The 24,864-nt window shown below is 71.3% G+C and carries 26 protein-coding genes and 2 tRNA genes; 10 read left to right on the top strand and 18 right to left on the bottom strand.

Annotated features, from left to right (window positions below):
- Positions 1 to 31: 31 nt before the first annotated feature.
- Both ACGFIM_RS25395 and ACGFIM_RS25390 read right to left on the bottom strand, forming a co-directional pair.
- Positions 32 to 1,027, bottom strand: coding sequence for an ABC transporter substrate-binding protein (locus ACGFIM_RS25395; protein ID WP_393204283.1), 996 nt, complete (start codon positions 1,025 to 1,027; stop codon positions 32 to 34).
- Positions 1,028 to 1,103: 76 nt separating this feature from the next.
- Entirely contained in the window at positions 1,104 to 2,087 is a 984-nt protein-coding gene (locus tag ACGFIM_RS25390) for a LacI family DNA-binding transcriptional regulator (RefSeq protein ID WP_393205862.1), read from the bottom strand.
- Positions 2,088 to 2,316: 229 nt separating this feature from the next.
- Between ACGFIM_RS25390 and ACGFIM_RS25385 the strand changes: the two genes are divergently transcribed.
- Complete coding sequence (locus tag ACGFIM_RS25385; protein WP_393204280.1) at positions 2,317 to 5,721, top strand: alpha-L-arabinofuranosidase C-terminal domain-containing protein; 3,405 nt, start codon at positions 2,317 to 2,319, stop codon at positions 5,719 to 5,721.
- 39 nt (positions 5,722 to 5,760) lie between these two features.
- Here the strand turns inward: ACGFIM_RS25385 and ACGFIM_RS25380 are convergent, their stop codons facing one another.
- Together ACGFIM_RS25380 and ACGFIM_RS25375 are read right to left on the bottom strand one after the other, a co-directional pair.
- Positions 5,761 to 6,519 carry a metallophosphoesterase gene (locus ACGFIM_RS25380; RefSeq protein ID WP_393204278.1) on the bottom strand — a complete coding sequence of 253 codons (759 nt, stop codon included), beginning with the start codon at positions 6,517 to 6,519 and terminating at the stop codon, positions 5,761 to 5,763.
- Positions 6,520 to 7,225: 706 nt separating this feature from the next.
- Positions 7,226 to 7,298: transfer RNA gene (locus ACGFIM_RS25375), tRNA-Ala, on the bottom strand.
- Positions 7,299 to 7,372: 74 nt separating this feature from the next.
- On the opposite strand from ACGFIM_RS25375, the gene sigJ reads away from it, so the two are divergent.
- Positions 7,373 to 8,266: an RNA polymerase sigma factor SigJ gene (sigJ, locus tag ACGFIM_RS25370; RefSeq protein ID WP_393204276.1), complete on the top strand. Its 894-nt coding sequence runs from the start codon at positions 7,373 to 7,375 to the stop codon at positions 8,264 to 8,266.
- Between the two features lie 191 nt (positions 8,267 to 8,457).
- On the opposite strand, the gene ACGFIM_RS25365 is transcribed toward sigJ, so the two are convergent.
- The 7 genes from ACGFIM_RS25365 to ACGFIM_RS25335 all read right to left on the bottom strand — a co-directional run bounded on the left by ACGFIM_RS25365 (position 8,458) and on the right by ACGFIM_RS25335 (position 13,131).
- Positions 8,458 to 8,991, bottom strand: coding sequence for a Clp protease N-terminal domain-containing protein (locus tag ACGFIM_RS25365; RefSeq protein WP_393204273.1), 534 nt, complete (start codon positions 8,989 to 8,991; stop codon positions 8,458 to 8,460).
- The gene (locus ACGFIM_RS25360; protein ID WP_393204271.1) at positions 8,988 to 9,215 is read right to left on the bottom strand and encodes a helix-turn-helix domain-containing protein; all 228 of its coding nucleotides are present in this window, start codon (positions 9,213 to 9,215) and stop codon (positions 8,988 to 8,990) included. The genes ACGFIM_RS25365 and ACGFIM_RS25360 overlap by 4 nt, the downstream gene beginning before the upstream one ends.
- Before the next feature lie 31 nt (positions 9,216 to 9,246).
- The gene (locus tag ACGFIM_RS25355) at positions 9,247 to 10,077 is read right to left on the bottom strand and encodes a metal-dependent hydrolase (protein WP_393204269.1); all 831 of its coding nucleotides are present in this window, start codon (positions 10,075 to 10,077) and stop codon (positions 9,247 to 9,249) included.
- Positions 10,074 to 11,225 carry a CynX/NimT family MFS transporter gene (locus tag ACGFIM_RS25350; protein WP_393204267.1) on the bottom strand — a complete coding sequence of 384 codons (1,152 nt, stop codon included), beginning with the start codon at positions 11,223 to 11,225 and terminating at the stop codon, positions 10,074 to 10,076. Before ACGFIM_RS25350 ends, ACGFIM_RS25355 begins: the two co-directional genes overlap by 4 nt.
- 520 nt (positions 11,226 to 11,745) lie before the next feature.
- On the bottom strand, positions 11,746 to 12,354 hold the full coding sequence (locus ACGFIM_RS25345; RefSeq protein WP_393204265.1) for an SRPBCC family protein: 609 nt from the start codon (positions 12,352 to 12,354) through the stop codon (positions 11,746 to 11,748).
- A 40-nt stretch (positions 12,355 to 12,394) separates the two neighbouring features.
- On the bottom strand, positions 12,395 to 12,772 hold the full coding sequence (locus ACGFIM_RS25340; RefSeq protein ID WP_393204263.1) for a hypothetical protein: 378 nt from the start codon (positions 12,770 to 12,772) through the stop codon (positions 12,395 to 12,397).
- The gene (locus ACGFIM_RS25335; protein ID WP_393204261.1) at positions 12,769 to 13,131 is read right to left on the bottom strand and encodes a hypothetical protein; all 363 of its coding nucleotides are present in this window, start codon (positions 13,129 to 13,131) and stop codon (positions 12,769 to 12,771) included. Before ACGFIM_RS25335 ends, ACGFIM_RS25340 begins: the two co-directional genes overlap by 4 nt.
- Before the next feature lie 278 nt (positions 13,132 to 13,409).
- On the opposite strand from ACGFIM_RS25335, the gene ACGFIM_RS25330 reads away from it, so the two are divergent.
- Positions 13,410 to 13,904, top strand: coding sequence for a DUF523 domain-containing protein (locus tag ACGFIM_RS25330; protein WP_393204259.1), 495 nt, complete (start codon positions 13,410 to 13,412; stop codon positions 13,902 to 13,904).
- Here ACGFIM_RS25330 and ACGFIM_RS25325 read toward each other — a convergent pair.
- On the bottom strand, positions 13,880 to 14,275 hold the full coding sequence (locus ACGFIM_RS25325; RefSeq protein WP_393204257.1) for a hypothetical protein: 396 nt from the start codon (positions 14,273 to 14,275) through the stop codon (positions 13,880 to 13,882). The two genes, ACGFIM_RS25330 and ACGFIM_RS25325, sit on opposite strands and share 25 nt — an antisense overlap.
- Before the next feature lie 276 nt (positions 14,276 to 14,551).
- Between ACGFIM_RS25325 and ACGFIM_RS25320 the strand changes: the two genes are divergently transcribed.
- The 3 genes from ACGFIM_RS25320 (at position 14,552) to ACGFIM_RS25310 (ending at position 17,782) form a co-directional block, all read left to right on the top strand.
- The gene (locus tag ACGFIM_RS25320; protein WP_393204255.1) at positions 14,552 to 15,241 is read left to right on the top strand and encodes a GAP family protein; all 690 of its coding nucleotides are present in this window, start codon (positions 14,552 to 14,554) and stop codon (positions 15,239 to 15,241) included.
- 134 nt (positions 15,242 to 15,375) lie between these two features.
- Positions 15,376 to 17,172, top strand: a complete 1,797-nt coding sequence (gene nhaA, locus ACGFIM_RS25315) for a Na+/H+ antiporter NhaA (protein ID WP_393204253.1) — start codon at positions 15,376 to 15,378, stop codon at positions 17,170 to 17,172.
- A gap of 43 nt (positions 17,173 to 17,215) precedes the next feature.
- Positions 17,216 to 17,782 carry a hypothetical protein gene (locus tag ACGFIM_RS25310; RefSeq protein WP_393204251.1) on the top strand — a complete coding sequence of 189 codons (567 nt, stop codon included), beginning with the start codon at positions 17,216 to 17,218 and terminating at the stop codon, positions 17,780 to 17,782.
- A gap of 56 nt (positions 17,783 to 17,838) precedes the next feature.
- On the opposite strand, the gene ACGFIM_RS25305 is transcribed toward ACGFIM_RS25310, so the two are convergent.
- Complete coding sequence (locus ACGFIM_RS25305) at positions 17,839 to 18,636, bottom strand: SDR family oxidoreductase (RefSeq protein ID WP_393204249.1); 798 nt, start codon at positions 18,634 to 18,636, stop codon at positions 17,839 to 17,841.
- A 79-nt stretch (positions 18,637 to 18,715) separates the two neighbouring features.
- Between ACGFIM_RS25305 and ACGFIM_RS25300 the strand changes: the two genes are divergently transcribed.
- Complete coding sequence (locus ACGFIM_RS25300; protein WP_393204247.1) at positions 18,716 to 19,111, top strand: hypothetical protein; 396 nt, start codon at positions 18,716 to 18,718, stop codon at positions 19,109 to 19,111.
- Here ACGFIM_RS25300 and ACGFIM_RS25295 read toward each other — a convergent pair.
- Complete coding sequence (locus ACGFIM_RS25295) at positions 19,098 to 19,550, bottom strand: hypothetical protein (RefSeq protein ID WP_393204245.1); 453 nt, start codon at positions 19,548 to 19,550, stop codon at positions 19,098 to 19,100. The two genes, ACGFIM_RS25300 and ACGFIM_RS25295, sit on opposite strands and share 14 nt — an antisense overlap.
- A 45-nt stretch (positions 19,551 to 19,595) precedes the next feature.
- Between ACGFIM_RS25295 and ACGFIM_RS25290 the strand changes: the two genes are divergently transcribed.
- Both ACGFIM_RS25290 and ACGFIM_RS25285 read left to right on the top strand, forming a co-directional pair.
- On the top strand, positions 19,596 to 20,573 hold the full coding sequence (locus ACGFIM_RS25290; protein ID WP_393204243.1) for a helix-turn-helix transcriptional regulator: 978 nt from the start codon (positions 19,596 to 19,598) through the stop codon (positions 20,571 to 20,573).
- A 157-nt stretch (positions 20,574 to 20,730) separates the two neighbouring features.
- On the top strand, positions 20,731 to 21,084 hold the full coding sequence (locus ACGFIM_RS25285; protein ID WP_393204241.1) for an SPW repeat protein: 354 nt from the start codon (positions 20,731 to 20,733) through the stop codon (positions 21,082 to 21,084).
- A 175-nt stretch (positions 21,085 to 21,259) separates the two neighbouring features.
- On the opposite strand, the gene ACGFIM_RS25280 is transcribed toward ACGFIM_RS25285, so the two are convergent.
- The 4 genes from ACGFIM_RS25280 to nadD all read right to left on the bottom strand — a co-directional run bounded on the left by ACGFIM_RS25280 (position 21,260) and on the right by nadD (position 23,560).
- Positions 21,260 to 21,332 (bottom strand) — tRNA-Ala (locus ACGFIM_RS25280).
- Positions 21,333 to 21,767: 435 nt separating this feature from the next.
- On the bottom strand, positions 21,768 to 22,397 hold the full coding sequence (locus ACGFIM_RS25275) for a histidine phosphatase family protein (RefSeq protein WP_393204239.1): 630 nt from the start codon (positions 22,395 to 22,397) through the stop codon (positions 21,768 to 21,770).
- A 46-nt stretch (positions 22,398 to 22,443) separates the two neighbouring features.
- A complete protein-coding gene (rsfS, locus tag ACGFIM_RS25270) occupies positions 22,444 to 22,839 on the bottom strand; it encodes a ribosome silencing factor (RefSeq protein ID WP_393204237.1) in 396 nt (131 codons plus the stop codon).
- A gap of 103 nt (positions 22,840 to 22,942) precedes the next feature.
- Entirely contained in the window at positions 22,943 to 23,560 is a 618-nt protein-coding gene (nadD, locus tag ACGFIM_RS25265) for a nicotinate-nucleotide adenylyltransferase (protein ID WP_393204235.1), read from the bottom strand.
- 96 nt (positions 23,561 to 23,656) lie between these two features.
- Between nadD and ACGFIM_RS25260 the strand changes: the two genes are divergently transcribed.
- A complete protein-coding gene (locus tag ACGFIM_RS25260) occupies positions 23,657 to 24,667 on the top strand; it encodes a M48 family metallopeptidase (protein ID WP_393204233.1) in 1,011 nt (336 codons plus the stop codon).
- Positions 24,668 to 24,864: the final 197 nt, after the last annotated feature.

Genomic DNA, 24,864 nt, shown 5'->3' with positions numbered 1-24,864 from the left:
GCTCCTCGTCGTCACGCCCCGCGGCGCCCGGTCAGTACTGGCGGCCGGGCAGCGCCTCCTTGGCCTGCTCCTGGGTGAACGTGGTCTCCTCCGTCACCACCCTGTCCGGCACCTGCTCGCCCGCCACGATCTTCTTGGCCAGGTCCATGAGCTGCGGGCCGAGCAGCGGCGAGCACTCCACGATGAAGTTGATCTTGCCGTCGGCGAGCGCCTGCATGCCGTCGCGCACCGCGTCCACGGTGATGATCTTGATGTCCTCGCCCGGCTTCTTGCCCGCGCCCTCGATCGCCTCGATGGCGCCGAGCCCCATGTCGTCGTTGTGCGAGTAGAGGACGTCGATGTCCGGGTGGGCCTTGAGGAACGCCTCCATGACCTCCTTGCCCTTGGCCCGGGTGAAGTCGCCGGTCTGCGAGGCGATGATCTTGAACTTGGGGTCCTTGCCGATGACCTCGGCGAAGCCGGCCTTGCGGTCGTTGGCCGGGGCCGAGCCGGTCGTGCCCTGCAGCTCGACGATGTTGACGGTCTCGTCGGAGTCCTTGTACTCCTCGACCAGCCACTGGCCGGCCTTCCTGCCCTCCTCGACGAAGTCCGAGCCGAGGAAGGTCTTGTAGAGCGAGGTGTCCTGGGAGTCCACCGCGCGGTCGGTCAGGATGACCGGGATGTTCGCCCGCTTGGCCTCGTTGAGCACCGGGTCCCAGCCCGACTCCACCACCGGGGAGAAGGCGATGACGTCCACCCGCTGCTGGATGAACGAGCGGATCGCCTTGATCTGGTTCTCCTGCTTCTGCTGGGCGTCGGAGAACTTCAGCTCGATGCCCGCCGCCTGCGCCGCCTCCTGCACGGACTTGGTGTTGGCGGTACGCCAGCCGCTCTCCGCGCCGACCTGGGAGAAGCCCATGACGATCGCGTCGTCTTTTCCGCCACCGGAGCCCGCGTCGCCACCGGTGCCGCCGCCGTCGCTGCCGCAGGACGTCACCGCGAGCGCGGTGAGCCCGGCGAGCATCAGCGCCGAGATCCTCTTGAACACGTGGGGGGTTTCCTTCCTGGTGTGAGCGCTAACAACCCGGCTCGGGCGCCAGCGCGTCCTGCCTTGCCGCGGCGGCTCAGGCCACGGGGGCCGTACTGGCCCTGGGCACGAACGAGGGCGGCACCACCAGCCGCTCCCGATCGTCGCGGCCGCCTTCGAGCTGCCGTATCAGCACCTCGATGCCGTGCCTGCCCACCGCGTCGAAGTCCTGCCTGATGGTCGTGAGCGGCGGTGAGAAGTACGCCGACTCGGGAACGTCGTCGAAGCCGACGACGCTCACCTGCTCGGGCACCCTCACCCCCTGCTCGGTGAACGCCCGCAGCACGCCCAGCGCCATCTGGTCGTTGGCGACGAAGACCGCCGTGACGTTCCTCATGCGCGCCAGGCTGCGGCCCGCCTCGTATCCCGAGCGCGGGCTCCAGTCGCCGGCGAGCGGGCACGGGACGTCCCTGCCCGCCTCCTCCAGCGCGGCCCGCCATCCGGCCACCCGCCCTTCGGCCTCCAGCCACTCGGAGGGCCCGCTGACGTGCCAGACCGTCTCGTGGCCGAGCGAGAGCAGGTGCTCGGTGGCGAGCCTGCCGCCCGCGACCTGGTCGACGCAGACGACCGAGACGTCGCCGGCCTGCCCGCCCTCCACCGCCACGGCGGGCATGCCGGGCGGCAGGTCGGCCAGCGCCTCGGCGGCCGAGCGCTGCGGCGCGACCACGACGGCGCCGTCCACGCCCTGCTCGGCCAGGTAGTCGAGGGCGTCGCGGACGCCGGCCCGGTCGATCGATGTGAGGCTGACGACGCTGACGAAGTAGCCGGCCGCCCTGGCCGCCTGCTCGATGCCGTAGACGGTGCTGGCCGGGCCGTACAGGGTGGTGTCGAAGCTGACCACGCCGAGCGTCCTCGAGTGCTTGGTGACCAGGGCGCGGGCGACGAGGTTGCGGCGGTAGCCGAGCTTGTCGATGGCCTGGAGCACCCGCGTACGGGTCTCGCTGCGGACGTTCGGATGGCCGTTGAGCACGCGTGAAACCGTCTGATGCGACACGCCGGCCTCCTTGGCCACGTCGGCCATGACCGGCGGGCGGCGCCCCAGGGTGGATCTCACAGCCGTGCTCCTTTCCTGGCTTGGCCCCGACTGTGAACGCTCACAATCACTTCCGTCAAGGGCTCGCCGGATTACGGTCGTGTTACACGGTCCCCTCTTGACGCCCCTGGTCGGACGTCCTTAACTAATCGCCGATCGCCGTTGTTAACGCTCACTTATGTGTTAACGCTAACAACCTGTGAGGAGCCCCCCGCTCATGCCGCGCATCGCCCTGTCGGCCCTGCTCGTGGCCGCCTCCCTGGTGGCACCGGCCCGCGCCCCGGCCGAACCCGCCCCCGATCCGATCCCCGAGGGCGCGGTCGTGGACGAGTTCGACGGCACCACGCTCGGGCCCGACTGGAGCGTGCTCTCCCCCGACGACTCCCGATGGAGCCTGTCCGGCGGCGCGTTACACCTCGACACCTCGACCGGCGACACCCACCAGGCCGGCAACAACGCCAGGAACCTGTTCCTCGTGGACGTCCCCGACGGCGACTTCGAGGTGGTGACCAGGCTCAGCGCCCCCGTGGCGCTCGACTACCAGAGCGCGGGCCTGCTGGCCTGGCAGGACTGGGACAACTACGTACGCGCGGGCCTCGCCCACGTGGGCTTCGCCGGCGGCCCGGTGATCGAGACGGCCACCGAAGTCGGGGCGGCCTTCACCTCCCAGTTCGCGGCCAGGCCCGGCTCGAGCGCCGAGATTCTCAAGCTGGCCAGGACCGGCGACGAGTTCGTCTCCTCGTACTGGGACGGCTCGGGCTGGGTGCAGGCGGCGACGATGACCGCCCGGCTGTCGGTCGGGCAGGTCGGGCTGTTCGGGCTCTCGGCCCAGAACGGCACCTCCATGCGGGTGGACTTCGACTACTTCGCGATCAAGGCGGCTCCCGGGCGGGCCGTGGTGCCGGAGGGGACGTTCACGCTGCGGGCTCCGGCGCTGCCGTACCTGAGCGCGAGCCGCTCGGGCGCGGTGCGCGCCTCGGCGTCGGCGGGCATGACGAGCCTGGCCTTCACCGCCGAGCCGAGCGGCGACGGGGTGAAGCTCAAGGAGACCGGCGGGAAGTACCTGGAAGCGGCGGACACGGTGCGGCTGGGCGCGAAGGGCTCGGTCTTCCGGCTCACCGACGCGGGCGGCGGCAAGGTCGTACTCGCCTCCGGCGATCGGGCCGTCGCCATCAAGGGCGGCGCACTCGTCATGGCCGCGCCCGGAGAGGCCGCGAAGTTCCGCATCGAGCGCTACAGCACGGGCGAGCTCACCGTGGACACCCGCGCCGGCGGCACCAAGGTCAGCCCCGACCTGTACGGCGTCTTCTACGAGGACATCAACCACGCCGCCGACGGCGGCCTGTACGCCGAGCTGGTGCAGAACCGCTCGTTCGAGTTCGACCCCATCGACGAGCCGAGTTACACGGGCCTGACCGCGTGGAGCAAGGTCGAGCGCGGCGCCACCGCCGCTCTGGCCGTCACCAGTGAGGACCCGCTCAACCCCAACAACCGCAACTACCTGCGGCTCGACGTGACCGGGGACGGCACGGCCGGAGTGAGCAACGCCGGGTTCAACCGCGGCCTGCCGCTGAAGGCCGGCGAGCACTACGACCTGTCGCTGTGGGCCAGGCGCGCCGAGCCCGCCACGCTCACCGTGACCGTCGAGGACGGCACGAAGGTGCTGGGCCGGGCCACCGTGCGGGTCAAAGCAGGCGGCTGGGCCGAGTACCGCGCGTCGTTCACCGCCTCGGACACCACCGACGCGGGACGGCTCGTCGTCCAGGCGCCCGCCGGGCGCACCGACCTCGACATGATCTCGCTGTTCCCGCGCAAGACGTTCAAAGGGCACGGGATGCGCGCCGACCTGGCCAAGCTCATCGCCGACCTCGAACCGAGCTTCCTGCGCTTCCCCGGCGGCTGCGTGACGAACGTCGGCACCTACGACCCGTACGCGGAGACCGGCGACCGGCGCCGCATCTACCAGTGGAAGGAGACGATCGGCCCGGTCGAGGAGCGCCCCACCAACTTCAACTTCTGGGGCTACAACCAGAGCTACGGCATCGGCTACTACGAGTACTTCCAGTTCGCCGAGGACATCGGGGCCGAGCCGCTGCCGGTGCTGTCGGTGGGCGTCAACGGCTGCGGCGAGAACCGCCCGCTCACCGACGAGGCCAAGCTGGCCCGCTGGGTGCAGGACACGCTCGACCTGATCGAGTTCGCCAACGGCCCCGTCACCTCCACGTGGGGCAAGAAGCGGGCCGAGATGGGGCATCCGAAGCCGTTCGGCCTGAAGTACATCGGGCTCGGCAACGAGGAGATCTACGAGGAGTTCTTCACCAACTATCCGAAGTTCGCCGACGCCATCAGGGCCGAGCACCCGGAGATCACGATCATCTCGAACGCCGGGCAGACCTCGCAGGGCGCCTGGTTCGACCGGATGTGGCAGTTCGCCCGCGACCAGAAGGCCGACCTGGTCGACGAGCACTACTACAACAACCCCGAGTGGTTCCTCGCCAACGACCACCGCTACGACTCCTACGACCGCGAGGGCCCGAAGGTGTTCGTGGGCGAGTACGCCTCCCGGGGCAACACCTTCTACAACGCGCTCGCCGAGGCGGCGTACCTGACCGGCATCGAGCGCAACTCCGACGTCGTCCGGCTGGCGTCGTACGCGCCGCTGCTCGCCAACGTCGACTACGTCGACTGGACGCCCGACCTCATCTGGTTCGACAACGACGAGGCGTACGGCTCGCCCAGCTACCACGTCCAGCGGCTGTTCTCCACCAACGCCGGCGACCGGATCGTGCCCAGCAGGTTCGAGGGCGAGCCCAGGCCGGTCGAGGACATCAAGGGCGCCGTCGGGCTGGGCGCGTGGAACACCGCCGTCCGCTACGACGACGTCAAGGTCACCGCGGCCGACGGCACCGTGCTGCTGGAGGACGACTTCTCGGCGGGCGCCGACCGCTGGTCGCCCGGCCTCGGCACCTGGGCCGTCGAGGACGGCGCGTACGTGCAGACCGCCCAAGTCGAGGACGCCCGCTCCACGGCGGGCTCGGCCGACTGGTCGAACTACACGATCGAGGTGACCGCACGCAAGACCGCCGGGGCCGAGGGCTTCCTGCTCATGTTCGGCGTCCGCGACAGCGGCAACTACTACTGGTGGAACGTCGGCGGCTGGAACAACACCCAGTCCGCCGTCGAGAAGGCCGTGAACGGCGGCAAGTCGTCGATCGCCACGTCGCCGACCACCGTCGAGACCGGCCGTGACTACCGGCTGAAGGTGCGGATCAGCGGGCGCACGATCACGACCTGGCTGGACGGCGAGAAGATCAACGAGTTCGTCGACGACTCCCGAATCGAGCCGCTCTACCAGGTGGTCTCCAGGGACGGCAAGAAGATCACGCTCAAGGTCGTCAACGCCCGGGACGGCGCCGTACGCGCGAACGTGGACCTCGGCAAGGCCCGGCTGCGCCCGTCGGCCACCGTCACGACGCTCACCGGGGAGCCGTCCGACGTCAACACGATCTCCGACCCCGACCGCATCTCACCGCGGCGGCAGCGGGTGGACGGCTTCTCCTCGGCCTTCACCTACGACTTCCCTGCGTACTCGGTGACGTTCATCGAGCTCACCGAGCGGTGAGACCCGGCGGCGGGCCTCCGCACGGGCCCGCCGCCGCGCTCACGGCACGACCCGGTAGTGGGTGGTGAGCCGGCCTGCGCTCTCATCGAAGACGTGGAAGGCGAGCAGCGGCGGCAGCGCGTAGTCGAGGCAGTCGTCGAAGGTCACCCCGCCCTCCCACGGCCACGTCATCGTGGACACCACGCCGCCGCCCACCAGCAGCGGCCGGCCCGCGAACGTGGTGGCGGAGGCCGTGTGGGCGTGCCCCACCAGCACGGCGGGCACGTTCGCGTGCTCGGCGAGCAGCGCCTCCAGGCGGCCGGTCTCGCGCAGCCCGATGCCGTCGATGGCCGGGCCGTGCAGCTCCACCGGCGGGTGGTGGAAGGCCACGAACACCGGCAGCCCGCCACCGCCCGCCAGCACGCCGCCCAGCCAGCCGAGCGTCTCGTCGTCCAGGCGGCCCGCGTCCTCGCCGGGTATCGAGGAGTCGCACATCGCGTAGATCGCGTTCGGGGTGCGCAGCACCTGGTTGACCGGCCGGTCGCTCCGCTCCCCCTGCTCGCCGAGCAGGACGCGGCGGAACTCGGCCCGCACGTCGTGGTTGCCCGGGCCGATCAGCACGGGGTGGCGGGAGGTGAGCAGCTTGCCCGCGGTCTCGTACTCCTCGGCGCGGCCGTGGTCGGCGATGTCGCCGGTGACGAGCACCGCGTCGAGCTCTCCCGGCAGCGCGTCCAGGTACCGCATGACCGCCTCCGTACGGGTGACGGCCTCGGGGGTCGCGCCGATGTGGACATCGCTCAGATGAGCGAACACGAACATGTGGATGGCCCTTCGCTGGACGTCGCTCTCACCATAGAGCCGGGGGTGGCGGCCGGCCGAGGTCCACTTGCGCGTGCGAACGCACGACCAGCCGGGCCGGGAACCCGGGCGCCGCGCCGGACGTTCTTCAGGCAGCGCGCATGACCGTCTCGGCCACTGCCCGACGGCCGCCGCCACGTCGGCCCACCTGCCCGGCGGCTGCCATGTCGGCGCGTCGTGCGGCCGGCGCCGCCCGCGCCACTGACCCTCGGCGGCCTTCCCGGCCGCTTCACATAGAGAACGGGCCGGAGGCCTCCGCCTCCGGCCCTCTGCTCTCCCGCCGCGTTCACGCCGCGTTCACCCCGCACGAGGCTTCCCGCCACGGCGGCGAGGTGCGCCACACCGGCCGCCCTCCCCCAGGAGGCGTAGCGAGCGACCTGCTCCGCGCCGATGCGGGCCGGCTCGGCCCGGCGAGCGGCAGGGCCATCGGGGCCGCTCGGTGCCGGCCGGCAGGTACCAGGCCGGGCGGCTCCTTCGCCGTCGCGTCCCACGCGGCGGGATCGGCGACGACCGCGCTCGCCGCCGCACTACCTGGCCGTGCTCGGCGAACTGGCCACGCGCTGAACGACCGAGAGACGATCTCTCTCCGCGTCCGCGCGGTTCTCCGCACGTCCGAACGGCCGGGACATGCGAAAAGCCCCGCCGTCAGGCGAGGCTTTCGATCGGGTGGAGCTATGGGGATTCGAACCCCAGACCTCCTCCATGCCATGGAGGCGCGCTACCAACTGCGCTATAGCCCCTTGCGATCCACAACTATAACGGAGGTTCGGAGCCCTCGTGTCACGTCGCGGGTCCGTGGTACGTCTTAGGGTTCATGCCGACCTTCGAGGAGCACCGTGGCCTGCTGATGGCCGTGGCCTACCGCATCCTGGGCAGCGTGACCGACGCCGAGGACGTCGTCCAGGAGGCGTGGCTGCGCTGGTCCGGCGCCGATCGGGCGGGCATCGCCGATGCCAAGGCGTATCTCGTCACGGTGACCTCGCGGCTGGCCATCGACCGGCTGCGGCAGGCGAAGACGCGGCGGGAGTCGTACATGGGCCCGTGGCTGCCCGAGCCGATCAGCACCGGTCCCGACGCCGCCGAGCAGGCCGAGCTGGCCGACTCGGTGGAGCTTGCGCTGCTGGTGGTGCTGGAGACGCTGACGCCGCTCGAGCGGGCGGTGTTCGTGCTGCGGGAGGCGTTCGCCCTGCCGTTCGCGGAGATCGCGGAGATCGTCGGGCGCAGCGAACCGGCCGTCAGGCAGCTCGCCCGCCGGGCCCGCGATCACGTGCGCGAGCGGCGGCCCCGCTACGACGTCGACCACGACGAGCGGCGGCGCATCACCGAGCGCTTCTTCGACGCGGCGATGGAAGGCGACCTGGACGGGCTCATCTCTCTGCTGTCGGACCAGGTGGCGATGGTCAGCGACGGCGGCGGCAAGGCCAAGGCGGCGCTGCGGATCATCACCGGGTCCGGCAACGTCGGCCGGTTCCTGCTCTCCATCAACACCCCGGCGAACATCGCCAAGTTCATGGCCTCGGTCGGCCAGGCGGCCGGGGCGGAGCCGTCGTACGACATCCAGGCGATCAACGGCGCGCCCGCCCTGGTGATGTCGGCGGGCGGGCGGGTGATCGGCGTGCTCTCGCTCGTCGTCGTGGACGGCCGGATCGAGACGATCTATCTGATGGCCAACCCCGACAAGCTCGCCCACCTCGCCCTCGCCGCCTGACCACCCGCCACCCGCCACGCAGGCGTGCGACGGTGCGGCGGCGCGCCTCCGCGCCACCGCATGCGACCGTGACGGTCTGGGGGGTGGAGCGCGATCAGGCCCGGCGCGGTCAGGCGCCGCGCGGTCGAGCCCGGCGGGCGCTCGGGGGTGGAGCGAGGTCGGGCGCGTGTGAGGTCGGGCGCGGCGGGCGGTCAGGCGGCGCGGCGGGCGGGGATGGCGGCCTCACGCACCAGCGCCGCCACGTCCACCCCGGCCGCGCGCAGGATCCGGCGCGCGCCATTGGTGCCGTCGGCGAGCAGCCCCCACAGCAGGCGCTCCCCGGTGACGGGGCCGGGCCGCGACTTGGCCACCTCCACGACCTTCCTGGCCGCCGGGGTGAGGGGCAGCGAGCCGAGCGGCCCGTACAGGGTGAGGCGCAGCGGGCGCACGCGGGAGCGGCGCAGGCTCCACCGCCGCGGGTCGTCGGCCCCTGCGCGGGTGCGGCGGTGGACCTCGTCGAGGTCGATGCCGAGCGTGGCGAGCAGTTCGCGCGGGTCGGGCAGCCCGGCCAGCCGCCGCACCTCGGCGGGGTCGGCGGTGAAGTGCTTCAGCGCGAACGGCTGCACCTCCGCGAGGCCGAGCAGGATCGGCGCGGCATCGAGCGCGGGCCGCCCGGCGTCGAGCGCGTGGATCCCGCCCGCGACCACGGCCCGGCGGGCACCTTCCGTGAACCTGGTGAACATCATCGACCCCCTGCCTTCCCGGTCCTGCGGGCGTGCTTGCGGTGCGCCGTCTGGCGGCGTACGCCCAGCGCGCCGGCGATCTGCTCCCATGACCAGCCCTGCGCGCGGGCGGTGGAGACGTGGACCGCCTCCAGCTCCTCGAGCAGCGCTCGGAGAGCGGCCACGGCGCGCAGGCCGTCGCCTGGGTCGCGGCCGGCGGCCGTCTCGGCCAGCTCTTTCATGTCCATGTGTCAGCATGTGCTGACACGCGGCCGTCTGTCAATACATGCTGACGGTCGTCTTCATGGTGAGCGCCGCGTCCTCCAGCGTGAGCGCGATCGTGACGGAGCCGAGCTCGGACGTACGGGTGACGTGGGTGCCGCCGCACGGGATCGACGCCTCGCCTTCGGGCAGCGAGCAGTGCCAGGTGCGGCGGGCGGTCAGCTCGGGCCCCGGCACCTCCACGCGTACGGGGGCGTCCGCGGCGACCCATCCGGCCAGCCGCGCGTTCACATCATCCTCGATCGCCGACGGGTCGAGGCCCTCGGCGGAGAACCCCTTCTTGCGCAGTGACTTGCCGAGGCGGTAGACGTCCACGCTGCCGTACGGCTCGATGCGGGACGAGGTGATGGCGGCCTGGTCGAAGTCGGGGTGGCCGAGCGAGTCCGGCCGCGCCTCCTTGCGCCACCGGCCGGCCAGCGCGGCGTTGAGCGCGAGCGCGGCGAGGTGGCAGGCGGTGTGCCCGGCCGACAGCGCCCTACGGTGCTCGCGGTCCACGTCGAGATCCACCTCCGCGCCCACGGGCAGCGGCGCATCGGTGACGTGGACCACCAGCCACTCCCAGCCCTCGGCGCCACGCCGTACGGGAATGCCGGAGCCGAGCAGGATCCGCCCGTCCTCCGAGCACGCCCCCGTCACGCAGTCGACGACCGGCAGCCCGCCGATCGTGCCCCGGTCGGCGGGCTGGTCGGGCCAGGTGTGGTCGAGCGGATGGAAGGGGGTCTCGGAAACGACGAGACCGTGCCGACCCCCTTCCACCGGCACGGTCCCGACGATCTGCGAGCGGCCGCTGGTCAGGCCGCTGGGAAAGGTGACGAGCGTGGATTTCACCCGGCCATTGTGGCAGCGGAGCGCTCGTCCTCCAGGTAGCGGTTGCGGCCCGCGTACAGGCCGGTGAGGAGCTGGACGGCGAGCACGGCGAACATCAGCACGAACGGCACCGTCCAGCCGCCGGTCGCGTCCCGCAGCACGCCGACCAGCAGCGGGCCGGCACCGGCGATGAGGTAGCCGGCGCTCTGGCCGAAGGCCGACAGGGCGGCGGTGTTCTCCGGCGTACGGGTGCGCAGCGCCAGCAGCATCAGCGCCAGCGGGAAGGAGCCCATGCCGATGGCCACGAACACCACCCACACCCAGGCCGCCGAGGGCGCGAACCACAGGCCGAGGAAGCCGATCACGTAGAAGGCGATGAGCCCGACGATGGGCGGCCGCTGGTCGCTGAAGCGCGAGGCGACCATGGGCACGGCGATCGAGACGGGGATGTTCAGCGCGGTGAAGAAGCCGAGGATCAGTCCCGCCTCGGCGGTGCTGAAGCCGTAGTCGGTCAGCATGGCCGCGAGCCAGCCGAACATGATGTAGGCGATCATCGACTGGCTGCCGAAGTAGAGCGCGACCGTCCAGGCCAGCTTGCTGCGCGTCAGGCGGCGCATGCCCGCGTGCTTGACGTTGACGTCCCGCGCCGGCTCGTTGCGCAGCAGCGCGAGCCACGGGATGGCGGCGATGAGCGCCAGGGCGGCCCACACGCCGAGCGCGACGTGCCAGTCACCCGCCGCGCGCTCGATCGGCACGGTCGCGGCGGCGGCCAGCATGGTGCCGACCGCGAGCGCCGTGGTGTACACGGTGGTCATGATCCCGGTACGCGCCGGGAAGTGCCGCTTGACCAGCGTCGGGATCAGCACGTTGCCCACCGCGCCACCCGACAGCGCGACGGCACTGCTCACCAGGAACACCGGGGCGGAGTCCACCAGCGACCTGACCAGAAGTCCCGCACCCAGGGTGACAAGGGCGAGCAGCAGCAGCCGATGCTCCCCTATCCGCCTGGCGAGCGACGGGGTCGCGGCGCCTACGCCGGCGAAGGCCAGCACGGGCAGGGTCGTCAACAGGCCGGTACCGGCGCTGGACATGCCGAGCCCGGCGGCGAGCTGATCAAGCAGCGGACCGACACTGGTGACCCCGGTGCGCAGGTTGAGTGCGGCCAACACGATTCCCAGAACGAGGAGCCAGGCGAGGCGGGTGCTGTTACCGCTACCGCCACGGGACTCTTGCGCGAGCACGCTCATGGCTGTGGACAATCCTCCACTCATCAAATCATGGGACGAATGATCACCCTAACAGGTACAAAATCCCCGTTTATTCCGGGCAATGCAGAACCCCCGGAGTGGTTCCGGGGGCTCCTGCTCGCTCACTCCGCGCGCTCTCGGGGCGCACGGTATAGGCCCTGACCTGCATCAATCCGGTCAAAGCATGTTATCTGCCTTTGGTTCCTGCTTTTCCTGTCCTCACGGGGTGCTGAATGTGATGTACGCCGCTTCTGGCCGGCCGTGAGATGGCCGCCGTCTCCGTGAAAAACACCGGCCGAGGCGGCCCGGACCGTCCTCGTCAGCGCACCGGGCGGGGGTGGTCGTGGCCGTTCTCATGAGTGCACCGGCGGGTCTCATCAGTGCACCGGCGGGGTGGTCGTGGCCGTTGCCGTCGACGCACCGGGCGGGATGGTCGTGGCCGTCAGAGCACCGGCCGGGGCGGTCCTGCGGGCGGCTCGTTCGGGGGGATCGGGCCGGGAGGAGGCAGCGTGCCGCCGGGCGGCCTGCCCTCCCCGCCGACCGTGCCGGGCGGCACGGGCCGCCCGCTGCCGCCGTACGTGGAGCCCTCCTGGTGCGGCCCCGGCACGTCGCCGCGCCACGCGCCGGTCTCTCCCCCGCCGCGCGACTCGATGAACGTCTTGAACCGCTTGAGGTCGCCGACCACGCGCATGCGGACGAGCTGCAGCCAGTCGCCCGCCGTCTCGACGAAGCCCTCCGGGTCGTACTCCATCTGGAGGGTGGCCCTGGTCGTGCGGTCGTCGATGCGGTGGAAGGTCACCACACCGGCATGGTGGGGGCGATCGACGCTGCGCCAGGCGACGCGCTCGCCGGGGTGCTGCTCGGTGATCTCGGCCTCGAACTCGCGCCGCACACCGGCGATGTCGGCCACCCACCGGGTGCGGGTGCCGCTGAGCTGCTTGACCGACTCCACACCCTCCATGAACTCGGGGAAGCTCTCGAACCGCGTCCACTGGTCGTACGCGACGCGTACGGGGACCTTGACGTCTTCTGAATGCTCGATCGTGCTCATGGGCTCAGCCCCTGCCCCGGCATCAACGGCAGTAACGGCGTTAACGCCGGCGCCGCAGCCAGAACAGGCCCACCAGAGGCAGCACGAGGGGGATGAACAGGTAACCCTTGCCGTACGCCGACCACACGGTCTCGTCGGGAAACGCCGCCTGATCGACCAGGCTGAGCGTGCCGATGGCGAGCACCCCGGCCAGCTCGATGCCGAGCGAGACGAGCGCGAGCCGCCGCGCGCCGCGCCACAGCGCGACGGTGAGCAGGATGTAGACCGCCGCGGCGAACGCCGACAGCGAGTACGCAAGCGGCGCCTCGGAGAACCTGGTGGCGATCTGCACGCCCGCCCGCGACCCCGCGGCCAGCGCGAAGAGCCCGTAGACCGCGATCAGCGCGCGCCCGGGGCCGGTGCTGATCGAGCCGGTCACGCCGCGCCCTGCCAGATCTGCAGCAGCCTGGCCGTCATCACGGCGATAGCGAACCCCGCCACCGCCAGGATCGCCGAGCCCCACCTGCTGCGCTCGGCCAGCGCGAGGAACACCGCCGCGGGCGGGATCAGCACCTCGCCGCCGACGTAACCGAACAGCGTGGCCTTATCGTCGGGCCCCGCACCGCCCGCCACCGCGGCGATCACGAACCCGGCCTGCACCAGCACCGCCACCTCCAGCAGCCCGAAGCCGACCAGCAGCACCATGCCCATCGGCCGGTTGCGGATCGCGTTGACCAGGCTCATCAGCAGGAGCAGCAGCGAGCCCGAGATGACGATCGTGGAGACGGTGGTGTTCATCGGGGGTAAGGCTATCGCCCAGGGGCGCCGCTCCCGCCGACGCCCGGCCCCGCGCGACCACCCGCCGGCGGACTCCACGCGCCCCCGCTGACGCGACAAGTCCCCCCGTCCCCACGCCCCTCGCAAACCTCCGCCCGACCTCACCCCCACCAACGCCACACGCACCACACCTCCACCCGGCCCCGCCCCGCTCACGCCACACGCCCACCCGACCTCACCGCCCCGCGCGCCACACCTCCGCCCGACCTCACCCCACTCGCGGCCATAGGATCGAAGACGTGGAGAAGATCCTCGTCAGCGCCTGCCTGATGGGCCGCAAGGTGCGCTACGACGGCCGCGCCAAGACCAGCTCGGCCGCCCTGCTCGCCAGGTGGCGGGAGGAGGGGCGGCTGGTGCCGTTCTGCCCCGAGGTGGCGGGCGGGCTGCCGGTCCCGCGTCCCGCGTCCGAGATCGAGGGCGGTCTGGGCGGCGCCGCGGTCCTCGCGGGCGCGGCCCGTGTGCTGACGAGCGAGGGCGCCGACGTGACCGCCGCGTTCGTGGCCGGCGCGCGGGGAGCGCTCGCGGTCGCGCGCGCCAACGGCATCCACATGGCGGTGCTCAAGGAGGGCAGCCCCTCCTGCGGCGCGCTCTCCGTTTACGACGGCGGCTTCTCCGGGCGGCGTACGCCGGGCCAGGGCGTCACGACGGCGCTGCTGGAGTCGGAGGGCATCCGCGTGTTCGGCGAGGACGACCTCGAAACGGCGGCCGGCTACCTGCGCACCCTGGAGACGTAGAAGGCGCCCGCCAGCCCGGCGGTGAGCACGACCGCCATCGTGGCGTGATAGGTCAGCAGCAACGCGCTAGGCGCTTCCCCGTCCCCGCCGCCCCCGCGCAGAGTGGTGGCCGCGATGCCGAGCAGCACCCCGCCCAGCGCGGCCGCGTGGCCGTAGAGCAGGCCGTCCCAGGTCCATGCCCGTCCGGCCAGCGCGCCGTACGCGCCGATGCCGAGGGCGGCGGCGCACAGCGTCTCGACGATGACGGCCGGCACGATCACCGGCTCGCTGATGGGGCCGATCGTGACCCCAGCGTGCGCCAGCGCGAAGGTCAGGAAGACCAGTGCGTACAGCACCGACAACCGGCCGAGCAGCCTAGGGAGCACATCCATGCCACCACGCTGCCACCGCGCGGCCGCCCGGCAATCGTCCCCAGGGAGGCGGCTCGCCTACGTCCGGCGGCGTAGCTCTCATGGGGACATCCGGGCTCTCATGGGGACATCCGGGCTCTCATGGGGGCATCCGGCGATCCCGTCGCGGAGTGGGAGCGGGCCTACCGGCGGGAGATCCACGCCGTCATCCTCCGGCGGGGATGAGCACAAGGATGTACGCCGAGTTCAGCCCGCCGGAGGAGGCGGCCGGGGAATCTCGGTCGGCATCATCGCTGCATGACCGTCGCGCTACTGCTCTCGCTCGCGGCTCTGGCGCTGATCGACAGCACGAGCTTCGGCACCTTGGGCATCCCCGTCTTCCTGCTGCTGACCACGCAGCGGGGACGCGGCGGCCGGCTGCTGACCTACCTGGCCACCCTGGCGGGCTTTTACTTCCTGGTGGGGGTGGCGCTCATGCTGGGTGCCGGGGCCGCCATGGACGCGTTCGGCGGCGCGCTGCAGACCCGGGCCGCCTACGCGGTGGAGCTCGCGATCGGTGTCGTGCTGTTCGCGCTGAGCTTCCGCTTCGACCCCAAGCGGCGGGCCAAGCGCGGGCTGCCGGAGCGCACGTTCACTCCCAAGGTGGGCGGGCCGCGCACGATGGTGCTGCTCGGGCTGACGGCCGGGGCGGTCGAGGTGGCCACGATGCTGCCGTACCTCGCCGCGGTCGGGATGATGACGAGCGCCGGGCTGCGGGCCTCGCAGTGGCTGCCGGTGCTGGCGGCGTACGTGCTGGTGATGATCCTGCCCGCGCTGGCCTTCATGGCGCTGCGCGCGGCGGCGGGAGACCGGCTCGAGCCGAGGCTCGAACGGCTGCGCGCCTGGCTGGCCAAGCACTCCGGGTCGATGCTGAGCTGGGGGCTGGGGATCGTCGGGTTCCTGCTGGCCCGCGACGCCGCCTTCCACCTGTTCGTCGAGACCGGCTAGCGCCGCTCGCGTCCCTTCGGCCTGGGACCGCCGCGTCCTGGCCTGCGATCAGCACATCCCTCCCCCTACTGCACCTCTCCTCTCTAGGGGCATCGCCTCGCGCCCCCTAGGATCGCTGCGAGGGGGGATGGGAGATGTTGCGGTCGTTCCTGCGGACCGAGGCGGGAAGCACCAGCGTGCTGCTCGCCGCCACCGTGCTGGCCCTGCTGTGGGCCAACTCGCCGTGGGGCGACACGTACGAGGCGTTCTGGCACACGCCGGTCGGCCTGTCGTTCGGCGACGCCCAGCTGAGCCTCGACCTGCGCCACTGGGTCAACGACGGGCTGATGACGCTCTTCTTCTTCCTCATCGGCCTCGAGGTCTCCTACGAGGTGCGGCTCGGGCAGCTCAGAGACCGGCGGCTGATCGCGGTGCCCGCGGTGGCGGCGTTCGGCGGCATGCTCGTCCCCGCCGCGGTCTACCTGCTGTTCAACGCGGGCGGGCCGGGCGCCGGCGGATGGGGTGTGCCCATCGCCACCGACACCGCGTTCGTGCTGGGCGTGCTGGCCGTGGTCGGGGCCCGCTGCCCCGAGCCGCTGCGGGCCTTCCTGCTGACGCTGGCGATCGTGGACGACGTGCTCGCGATCATGATCATCGCGATCTTCTACACCTCCGAGCTGTCCGTGCCCGCCCTCATCGTCGCCGCGCTGCTGCTCGCGGCCATCGTCACGCTGCGGTGGCTGAAGATCTGGCGGGCGCCCGCGTACATCGTGCTGGGGTTCGCGCTGTGGCTGGCCACGCTGGCGAGCGGCGTGCACCCGACGCTCGTCGGCATCGCGCTCGGGGTGCTCGTCTTCGTCTACGCGCCCACCGACCACAAGCTGCTGCTGGCCGGGGAGGCGGTGCAGGGGTTCACGGTCGCGCCGAGCGCGGCGGCCGCCAGGGAGGCGGCGCGGCGCGTCCAGCGGGCCGTCTCGGTGAACGAGCGGCTGCAGCTGCGCCTGCACCCGTGGAGCAGCTACATCATCGTGCCCGTCTTCGCGCTGGCCAACGCCGGCGTGCGGCTCGACGGCGAGTCCCTGAGCGCCGCCGTGACCTCGCCCATCGCGATCGGCGTGGCGCTGGGCCTGCTGGTCGGCAAGTTCGCCGGCATCGCGCTCGGCACCTGGCTGCCGCTGCGGCTCAAGTGGGGCATCCTGCCCGGCAACCTCGTCTGGGGCCAGGTGCTCGGCGGGGCCGCCGTGTCCGGCATCGGGTTCACGGTCGCGCTGTTCATCGTGGACCTCGCCTTCGACGACCGGGCGCTGCACGACCAGGCGAAGATCGGCATCCTGGCGGGCTCACTGCTGTCGGCCCTGCTCGGCTGGGTGATCTTCCGGCTGGCGTGGGACCGCGGCGGCGTGTGCGCCCCGCCCGACGCCGAGCCGTCGCAGGACCTGCCGACGACGCTGGCCGTGCCCGTGGGGCCCGGCGACCACGTACGCGGGCCTCGGCAGGCCAAGGTGACGATCGTCGAGTACGCCGACTTCGAATGCCCCTACTGCGGCCGCCTCCAGCCCATCCTGGAGGAGATCCTGCGGCAGAACCCCGACGTGCGCCTGGTCTTCCGGCACTTCCCGCTGCGCACCCTGCACCCCCGCGCCGCCCCCGCGGCCATCGTCGCCGAGGCCGCCGCCGACCAGGGCCGGTTCTGGGAGATGCACGACATCCTCTACTCCAACCAGCGTTTCCTCACCGACGCCGACCTTGAGCGCTACGCCGCCCAGCTCGGCGTCGAGCCCTGGGCCGACGTGCCGCGCCACGTCGCCAGGATCGCGGTGGACGAGGAGTCGGGGCAGGCGAGCGGCGTGCGCGGCACGCCCACGCTCTTCATCAACGGCGTGCGGTACGAGGGCGGCCACGATCTCGACTCGATCACACATGCGGTGGACGATCTCCGCCGACCCGCGTAGCGTCGTCAGGTCACCTTTCGTCCCCCTTGGGAGATTTCACCGGATGGCCATGCTCAGCCTCATCACCACTCTCGTCAACGTCTTGCTCATGGTCATCGTCCTGATCGGTGGGATCATCCTGATGGCGGTGCGCAAGAAGGACCACGGTCGCGGATCCTCGCTCGGCATCGCCGGGTGCGTCGTGCTGTTCATCGGGCTCATCGGTCAGACCGCCATCAGCTTCTTCCTCCGTCAACTGATCGATGTGTTCGGGTACGAGATCGGCCTGCTGATCAACAGCACGTTCACGATCCTGACGCAGGTGGCCGGCATAACACTGCTGATCTTCGGCGTGGTCGCCCGCCGCATCCCGCGACCGGCCGCCGGGCAGCCGCAGACCTGGCCCACCCAGCCCGGCCATCACGCGCAGCCCGGCTGGCCGCAGCCTGGGCAGCAGCCGGAGTGGCAGGCGCCGTGGCAGCCCGAGCAGGGCGCTCAGCCGCAGCCCGGCCTCGGACAGCCCGGCTGGGGACCGCAGCAGCCCGGGCAGCAGGTCCAGCCCGGCGGGCAGCCGCCGCAGCAGGGCTGGCAGCCGCCGCAGCAGGGCTACCAGCCCCCGTCCCAGCAGTAGCCCGGGAAAGGCCGGGTCAGCCGCCCACGGTCGCCTGAGCACCCTCGGCGGCCGTCTCACTCCTGCCGGCAAGGATGCTCAACGGAGCCCCCGGCCAGGTAGTCGTCCCACGTGATCGTGCCCGCGGGGGCGGCCTCCGTGACGAGGTGCCCGGCGCGGAAGGCACGGCCGAGCGCGCCGGGCACGCGCAACCGCAGCACCGGCCGCCGCAGCCCGCGCGCCCGCAGCCACCGCCGTGCGGCGTCTTCCATGGTGAGGGTCTGAGGCCCGCCGTACTCCTCGACCGCACCGATGGGCCCACGGGCGACCACCCCGACCAGGTGGCCGGCCAGGTCGCGCACGTCCACCGGCCGAGCCGGGACACCGGGATCGACGATCATGACGCCGAGCCCGGCCATCTTCTTGAACGCCTCGGCCACGAACTCGTGGAACTGGGTGGCCCGCACGATGCTCCAGGGCACGCCGCCGTCCCGGACGAGCTGCTCCGCGCGTGCCTTCGTACGGAAGTATCCCCACGGCACCCGATCCACGCCCACGATCGAGACGTAGACGAGATGCCGCACCCCGGCTTCGCGCGCCGCCGCGAGCAGCACCGCCGTGCCGCCGAGCTCCACCTGCCGGGTGTAGCGCCCCTTGTACGGCGCCGAGGCCAGGTGCACGACGACGTCGGCGCCCGACACGGCCTCGGCCACCCCGGCCCCGGTCGTCAGGTCCGCCGTCACCCACCGCACGCCTTCGATGCCCGGCCTGCGGGAGCGGCTCGCGGCCCGCACGTCGTACCCCGCTGCGACCAGCTTCTCCAGCACCACGCGCCCGAGCCGCCCGCTTCCTCCTGTGACGAGTACAGATGTCATGAAGGCTGGACGACGCAGCAGGGAGAAGTGTGACAATGTCCGCGTAAATCCCTACCGGATCAGCTCGTCTGAGGGGATCATGACGGAAGAGCAGCCCGGCCCGCGCGAGCCCGCCCCCGACCCCGCTCCCGATCGCACCCCCGACTTCGAGCCCACCATCAACCTCGATTCCGGCTCCGATCCCGATGCCGACCGGACGATCAGGCATCGCTTCCCGCGCCCGGCCCGGCTCCCGCAGGGCTCGGCGGAGTCGCCCCATACGCAGCGGCTCCCGTTCACCCCCGACCTGCTCCCCGATGTGCCCGTCTACGAGGCCAAACCGCCCAGGTCCGCCTGGTGGTGGGTGATCGTGGCGGGCGGGCTCGTCCTGCTGATCGCCGCCGGGGCCGTCGCCGCCGTCCTGTGGGCACGCAGCAACGCCGATGCGACCACGCACCCGCTCCCCTCCGGGACGCAGGCCGTCACGCCCGGCTGAAGTCCATCGTCCAGTTCGTCTCCCACGTACGCCCTCCGTCATCGGAGAACGCCTGCTCCCACCTGGCCGCGTCGGGGCCCAGTACCGTCCAGATGAACCTGCACCGCACCCGCCGCCCCGCCACGGTCTCCTCGCCGTGGAACTCCCCGCGGTCCCCGTCGAACTCGCCCACCATGGCCGAGGTGTCCAGCCGCCCTATGGCGCTGTTCGCCCAGTAGATGGACCATTGCCCGGCCCGTGCGTCGTACACCCGCACGGTCATCCCGCTGAACCCCTTGGTCGGGAACTCGATCTCATCGACGCTGGCCGCGCCGCCGAAGTGCCGGGTGACCACCGCGAAGCCGGGGAACTCCTCCCATGCGTCGCTTCCCGACAGGGGCTTGACGAGGCGCCGGCTGCGGACGTTCCAGCGACCGGCGAGGAAGTCGAAGTCGTTCATGCGCGGCACGGTAAGACGCAATCACTGACAGGTAGTGTCAGTGATATGCGTGCCTCCCGCCTGGTGTCCATCCTGCTGCTGTTGCAGACGCGCGGCCGGATGACCGCCCAGGAGCTGGCGGAGCGGTTGGAGGTGTCCGTACGCACCATCTACCGCGACGTCGAGTCCCTCCACGCGGCCGGCATCCCCCTTTACGGCGACGCGGGCCCCAAAGGGGGATACCAGCTCCTCGACGGCTACCGCACCCGCCTGACCGGCCTGACCGCCGACGAGGCCGAGTCGCTGTTCCTCGCCGGGCTGCCCGGCCCCGCCGCCGAGCTGGGCCTCGGCGCGGTGGTGGCGGCGGCGCAGCTCAAGCTGATGGCCGCACTGCCGGTGGAGCTGCGCGACCGCGCAGGACGCATCCAGGAACGCTTCCTCCTCGACGCGCCCACCTGGTACCGGGACCCGGAGCCCGTCACCCACCTGCCGGCCGTGGCCGACGCCGTCTGGAACGAGCGCCCGCTCCAGGTCCGCTACCGGCGCTGGCGCGAGCCTCAGGAAGTGGAGCGGCGGCTGGAGCCGTACGGGCTGGTCATCAAGGCCGGACGCTGGTACCTGGTGGCGCGCTCCGGCGAGCACGTACGCACATATCGCGTCTCGCAGATCCTCGAGCTGCACACGCTGCCCGGCGGCTTCACCCGTCCGGCGGACTTCGACCTGCAGGCGTACTGGGAGGGGTACCTCGCCGAGTTCGAGGCCCGCCTGCGGTGGGGCGAGGCGGTCGTACGGCTGTCGCCGCGCGGCGTCGAGCGCCTGGCCGACCTGATGACGCCCGGCGTGGTGGCGGCCGCCCGGGAGACCGCCTCGCCGCCCGACGAGGAGGGCTGGACGCGGGTGACGGTGCCGATCGAGTCGATCGAGCACGCGGTGTGCGAGTTCCTGCGCCTGGGCACCGACGCCGAGGTCCTGTCGCCGCCGGAGTTGCGCGAGCAGCTGGCGAAGACGACGTACGAACTCGCCACCCGCTACAACCGCCTGTGACCGCTCCGCCCACGACCGCGCAACACCTCACTCACAGGGACATACAATGTGGGAAAGGTCACATGCCACCGTGAAATCGCTGCCGCCCTTCCCGGGTTGCAGCGATCGACTGACCGAACAGGCCAGCCGAGTACACACGCCACTGGCGGAGGTTCTCATGAAGGCATGGTCACGCTGGCAGGACTGGGTCACCCTGGTCGCCGGCATCTACGCGGCACTCTCCCCGATCTGGGTCGACGGCGCTTCGGGTGCCGCCGCTTCGCTGATCGTCCTGGGTGTCCTCATCGCGCTCACCTCGCTCGTGTCCCTGGCGAAGCCGGGCGTGGTGGCGACGGAATGGCTCAACGCCCTGTGGGGTGTGCTGCTGTTCATCGCCCCGTGGGCCATCACGTACACCGAGGGCCAGGGGGCGTCCTGGACGTCCTGGATCGTCGGGGTCGTCACGGTGGTCCTCAGCCTGACCGCCGTCCCCGCGAGCCGCGCCGCGCATCGCCAGGCGGTCCAGCACTGACCCGTTCATCCCCCTGAAGGCCGGGCCCTCCGCCCGGCCTTCCGCATGTCATCCCAGAACGCGATTCGACCCCGCACCGCCGGAGGCCGAAGACGCGGGGGCCGTACAGCGAGGACACAGGCTCCGTACAGCAGAAAACCTTGCCCGGCGATCAGCGGGGCAAGGTTTTCGAACGTGGAGCTATGGGGATTCGAACCCCAGACCTCCTCCATGCCATGGAGGCGCGCTACCAACTGCGCTATAGCCCCTGGTCACCGCTTCGAGTCCACCCGTTGCGGCGCTCCGAGAGCATATAGCCAACCGGCCCGATTCGCCTAATCGCAACCGCCCCGGAAGCCCGGCGGGCCTCACCCGCCCCTCGAACGCACCCCGGCGCGGCCGCTCCCAGCCCTGGCCGACCGTCCGTACGGGACCTGGCACCGGCCCTCCCCGACCGTCCGTACGGAACCTGGCACCGGCCCTCCCCGACCGTCCGTGCACACCCTCACCGGAGCCGCCCCGCCAACGCACCGGCCCGCGGACTCGGCCGGCTACAGAGCCGTGGTGCTGGAGGCCGGACCGCAACCCCTGGCCCCATCGGATGGGCGCGGGCATGCGGCAAGCCGGGTGCAGCCCGTTCGCACGGGCCGGCACCCGGCGGGAAGGAGGAGACCTACGAGCCGGGACCGCACCCGGCCAGGAGGTCAGACCTCCGCTTCCGGCTTGTCGTCGCTGCGCACCGGCTCGGGCAGCGTGCCGGCGTTGTGCTCGAGCAGCCGCCACCCGCGCCGCCCCTCCTGCAGGACGGACCAGGAGCAGTTGCCCAGCCCGCCGATGGCGGGCCAGAGCTGCTCGGGCAGGCCGAGCAGCTCACAGATGCCGAGCCGCAGGGCGGCGCCGTGGGAGGCGACGACGAGGAGCCCGTCGTCGTCCAGGCGGGCCGCCCAGCGCCGCATGGCGTTGGCGACCCTGGCGGCGACCTCGGTGACAGGCTCTCCGCCCGGGGCCTCCCAGGCGGCGTACTCCTCGGGCCACCGGGCGGCGATCTCGTCGCGGGTGAGCCCTTCCCATTCGCCGCCGCCGCGTTCGCGGAGGTCCTTGTCGATCGCCACGTCGAGACCGACGAGACGGCCGAGGGCCTGTGCGGTGACGTGGGCCCGCTGGAGGTCGGAGGAGACGATCATGGTGGGCCGCAGCGCGGCCAGCAGCGAGGCCGCACGCTCGGCCTGCGCTATGCCGGTCTCGTCGAGGGGGATGTCGGAGTGGCCCTGGAAACGCTGCTCGACGTTCCACAGGGTCTGGCCGTGACGCAGGCACACGATCCTTTTGCTCATGCGGACCGCTCGCAATCGGCGCGAAGCGCCAGGTCGTGTCGGTCGGTCACGCGCGCGCCCGCTGGAGGTTGGCCTGCATGACGCTCTCCGGCAGCGTGATGGCCGGGCAGTCCTTCCACAGACGCTCGAGCGCGTAGTACGTGCGGTCCTCTTCGTGCTGTACGTGCACGACGATGTCGATGTAGTCGAGCAGCACCCACCGCCCTTCGCGCTCGCCTTCGCGGCGTACGGGCTTGGCGTCGGCCTCGGTGCGCAGCCGCTCTTCGATCTCGTCGACGATGGCGCGGACCTGGCGGTCGTTGGTGGCGGAGCAGAGCAGGAAGGCGTCGGTGATGACGAGCTGTTCGCTCACGTCGTAGGCCAGAATGTCATCGGCCAGCTTGTCGGCCGCGGCCTCCGCGGCGATGCGCACGAGCTGGACGGCCTTGTCAGATGCGGTCACGATGCGGGTCTGTCCTCCTGTGTCGGCAGCATGCCCTTATGTTTGAGGGTACCCTTCCGGGCCGAAACCCCCCACCTACGCCACGAGGACGCCCTGAGCAGGCTCATCCGGCCGAGCGATACAGCCCTCGCTTGTTGATGTACTGCACGATTCCGTCGGGCACCAGATACCAGATGGGCTCGCCCTTGGCGACGCGCTGCCGGCACTCCGACGACGAGATGGCCAGGGCGGGGATCTCCAGCAGCGTCACCCGTCCCTCCGGCAGACCGGGGTCGTGCAGGGTGTGGCCGGGGCGGGTGCAACCGACGAAGTGGGCGAGCTGGAACAACTCGTCGGCGCTCTGCCAGCCGAGGATGGCGCCGAGCGCGTCGGCGCCGGTGATGAAGTACAGCTCGACCTCAGGACCGTAAATCTCCGAAATATCGCGCAGGGTGTCGATCGTGAACGTCGGCCCCGGACGGTCGATGTCCACCCGGCTGACGGAGAAGCGGGGGTTCGAGGCGGTCGCGATGACCGTCATCAGGTAGCGGTCCTCCGCCGCCGACACCTCGCGCTCCGACTTCTGGTACGGCCGGCCGGTCGGGACGAAGACCACCTCGTCGAGCTGGAAGTGGTGTGCCACCTCGCTGGCGGCGACGAGGTGCCCGTGGTGGATGGGGTCGAACGTCCCGCCCATCACACCTACTCGCCGCTTCCCCTGCACACCAGGCGCATTCATCATGAAACGGACCTTACGCGGACTCTCTCCGACAACTCGACGGCACCCCCCTTCAGGATGACCGCGCATCACTTCCGTTGCGGACGTAGCATGCCGGGCATGACGACCACCCCGGACCGCAATCGCGTCCAACTGCCAGGCATCTCGTCCCGAGCCTACGAACACCCCGCAGACCGGTCCGCCCTGGTCGCTCTGCGCAAGTTGAGTGGGTTCGACACCGTTCTCAAGCAGATGTCCGGCCTCGTCAGTGAGCGCCGGCTCCGCTTGATGTACCTCGCGTCGGCCGTACGAGTGAGCGAGACCCAGTTCCGCTCCCTCTACGACATGGGCCGCGACGCCGCCTACACCCTCGACCTGCATCGGATCCCGGAGATCTACGTCCAGCAGGACCCGCAGGTGCAGGCCAAGGCGATCGGCTTCGACGACCCGTTCATCGTCGTGACCACCGGTCTGCTCAACCTCATGAACGAGGAGGAGCAGCGCTTCGTCATCGGCCACGAGACCGCCCACATCCTGTCGGGGCACGCGGTCTACCGGACGATGCTCGACATCCTCACCCGCCTCGCCACCCGCGTCGCCTGGATCCCGCTCGGCTACATCGGCCTGCGGGCGATCGTCGCGGGCCTGGAGGAGTGGTACCGCAAGTCCGAGCTGTCGTCCGACCGCGGCGGCCTGCTCGTGGCACAGAACCCCGAGTCGGCCAAGCGCGCGCTGATGAAGCTCGCCGGCGGTGACTACACCCACGAGATGAACATCGAGGCGTTCCTGGAGCAGTTCCAGGAGTACGACACCGCAGGCGACCTTCGCGACGGCTTCCTCAAGGTGCTCAACCTGCTCGGCACGACCCACCCGTTCGCGGTGGTGCGCGTGGCGGAGCTGGACAAGTGGCAGCGCAGCGGCGCGTACGACCGGATCATCGGCGGCGACTACCCCCGCAGGGAGGACGACGTCCATGCGCGGGTCACCGACGAGATCAAGGCGGCGGCGGAGTCCTACCGCGCGTCCTGGCAGCAGTCGCAGGACCCGTTCATCGGCGTGCTGCGCGACGTCGCCGAGGGCGCGGTCAACGCGGGCGAGCGCATCTTCAACCGCTTCGCCCGCCGCGACTGAGCGCACCCGCGACCGAGCCCGACACGACGGGCCCGTCGCGACCGGTTACGACACGACCGGGCCCGACACGGCCGAGTCCGACACGACCGGGCCCGACATGACCGGGCCCGACACGGCCGGGCTCGCCGCGACCGAGTACGACACCGCCTCCGCGCGGCGGATCCGCTTGATCGGCCGCGCCGGCCCGCCGCACCGCA

The sequence above is a fragment of the Nonomuraea sp. NPDC049309 genome, assembly GCF_043196965.1.
GTDB lineage: Bacteria > Actinomycetota > Actinomycetes > Streptosporangiales > Streptosporangiaceae > Nonomuraea > Nonomuraea fastidiosa.
The sequence above is the reverse complement of the archived record's forward strand: the minus strand, read 5'-3'. Positions and strand labels throughout refer to the sequence as shown.

Bases quoted from the DNA above. Each gene is read 5' to 3' on its own strand.
- ACGFIM_RS25320 (WP_393204255.1), top strand. From the start codon at position 14,552: ATGACCGTCGCGCTACTGCTCTCGCTCGCGGCTCTGGCGCTGATCGAC.
- ACGFIM_RS25260 (WP_393204233.1), top strand. From the start codon at position 23,657: ATGACGACCACCCCGGACCGCAATCGCGTCCAACTGCCAGGCATCTCG.
- ACGFIM_RS25380 (WP_393204278.1), bottom strand. From the start codon at position 6,519: ATGTTCGTGTTCGCTCATCTGAGCGATGTCCACATCGGCGCGACCCCC.
- sigJ (WP_393204276.1), top strand. From the start codon at position 7,373: ATGCCGACCTTCGAGGAGCACCGTGGCCTGCTGATGGCCGTGGCCTAC.
- ACGFIM_RS25325 (WP_393204257.1), bottom strand. From the start codon at position 14,275: ATGGATGTGCTCCCTAGGCTGCTCGGCCGGTTGTCGGTGCTGTACGCA.
- ACGFIM_RS25285 (WP_393204241.1), top strand. From the start codon at position 20,731: ATGAAGGCATGGTCACGCTGGCAGGACTGGGTCACCCTGGTCGCCGGC.
- ACGFIM_RS25300 (WP_393204247.1), top strand. From the start codon at position 18,716: ATGACGGAAGAGCAGCCCGGCCCGCGCGAGCCCGCCCCCGACCCCGCT.
- ACGFIM_RS25305 (WP_393204249.1), bottom strand. From the start codon at position 18,636: ATGACATCTGTACTCGTCACAGGAGGAAGCGGGCGGCTCGGGCGCGTG.
- ACGFIM_RS25390 (WP_393205862.1), bottom strand. From the start codon at position 2,087: ATGGCCGACGTGGCCAAGGAGGCCGGCGTGTCGCATCAGACGGTTTCA.
- nadD (WP_393204235.1), bottom strand. From the start codon at position 23,560: ATGATGAATGCGCCTGGTGTGCAGGGGAAGCGGCGAGTAGGTGTGATG.
- ACGFIM_RS25365 (WP_393204273.1), bottom strand. From the start codon at position 8,991: ATGATGTTCACCAGGTTCACGGAAGGTGCCCGCCGGGCCGTGGTCGCG.
- ACGFIM_RS25275 (WP_393204239.1), bottom strand. From the start codon at position 22,397: ATGAGCAAAAGGATCGTGTGCCTGCGTCACGGCCAGACCCTGTGGAAC.
- nhaA (WP_393204253.1), top strand. From the start codon at position 15,376: ATGTTGCGGTCGTTCCTGCGGACCGAGGCGGGAAGCACCAGCGTGCTG.
- ACGFIM_RS25290 (WP_393204243.1), top strand. From the start codon at position 19,596: ATGCGTGCCTCCCGCCTGGTGTCCATCCTGCTGCTGTTGCAGACGCGC.
- ACGFIM_RS25360 (WP_393204271.1), bottom strand. From the start codon at position 9,215: ATGGACATGAAAGAGCTGGCCGAGACGGCCGCCGGCCGCGACCCAGGC.
- ACGFIM_RS25345 (WP_393204265.1), bottom strand. From the start codon at position 12,354: ATGAGCACGATCGAGCATTCAGAAGACGTCAAGGTCCCCGTACGCGTC.
- ACGFIM_RS25385 (WP_393204280.1), top strand. From the start codon at position 2,317: ATGCCGCGCATCGCCCTGTCGGCCCTGCTCGTGGCCGCCTCCCTGGTG.
- ACGFIM_RS25335 (WP_393204261.1), bottom strand. From the start codon at position 13,131: ATGAACACCACCGTCTCCACGATCGTCATCTCGGGCTCGCTGCTGCTC.
- ACGFIM_RS25295 (WP_393204245.1), bottom strand. From the start codon at position 19,550: ATGAACGACTTCGACTTCCTCGCCGGTCGCTGGAACGTCCGCAGCCGG.
- ACGFIM_RS25310 (WP_393204251.1), top strand. From the start codon at position 17,216: ATGGCCATGCTCAGCCTCATCACCACTCTCGTCAACGTCTTGCTCATG.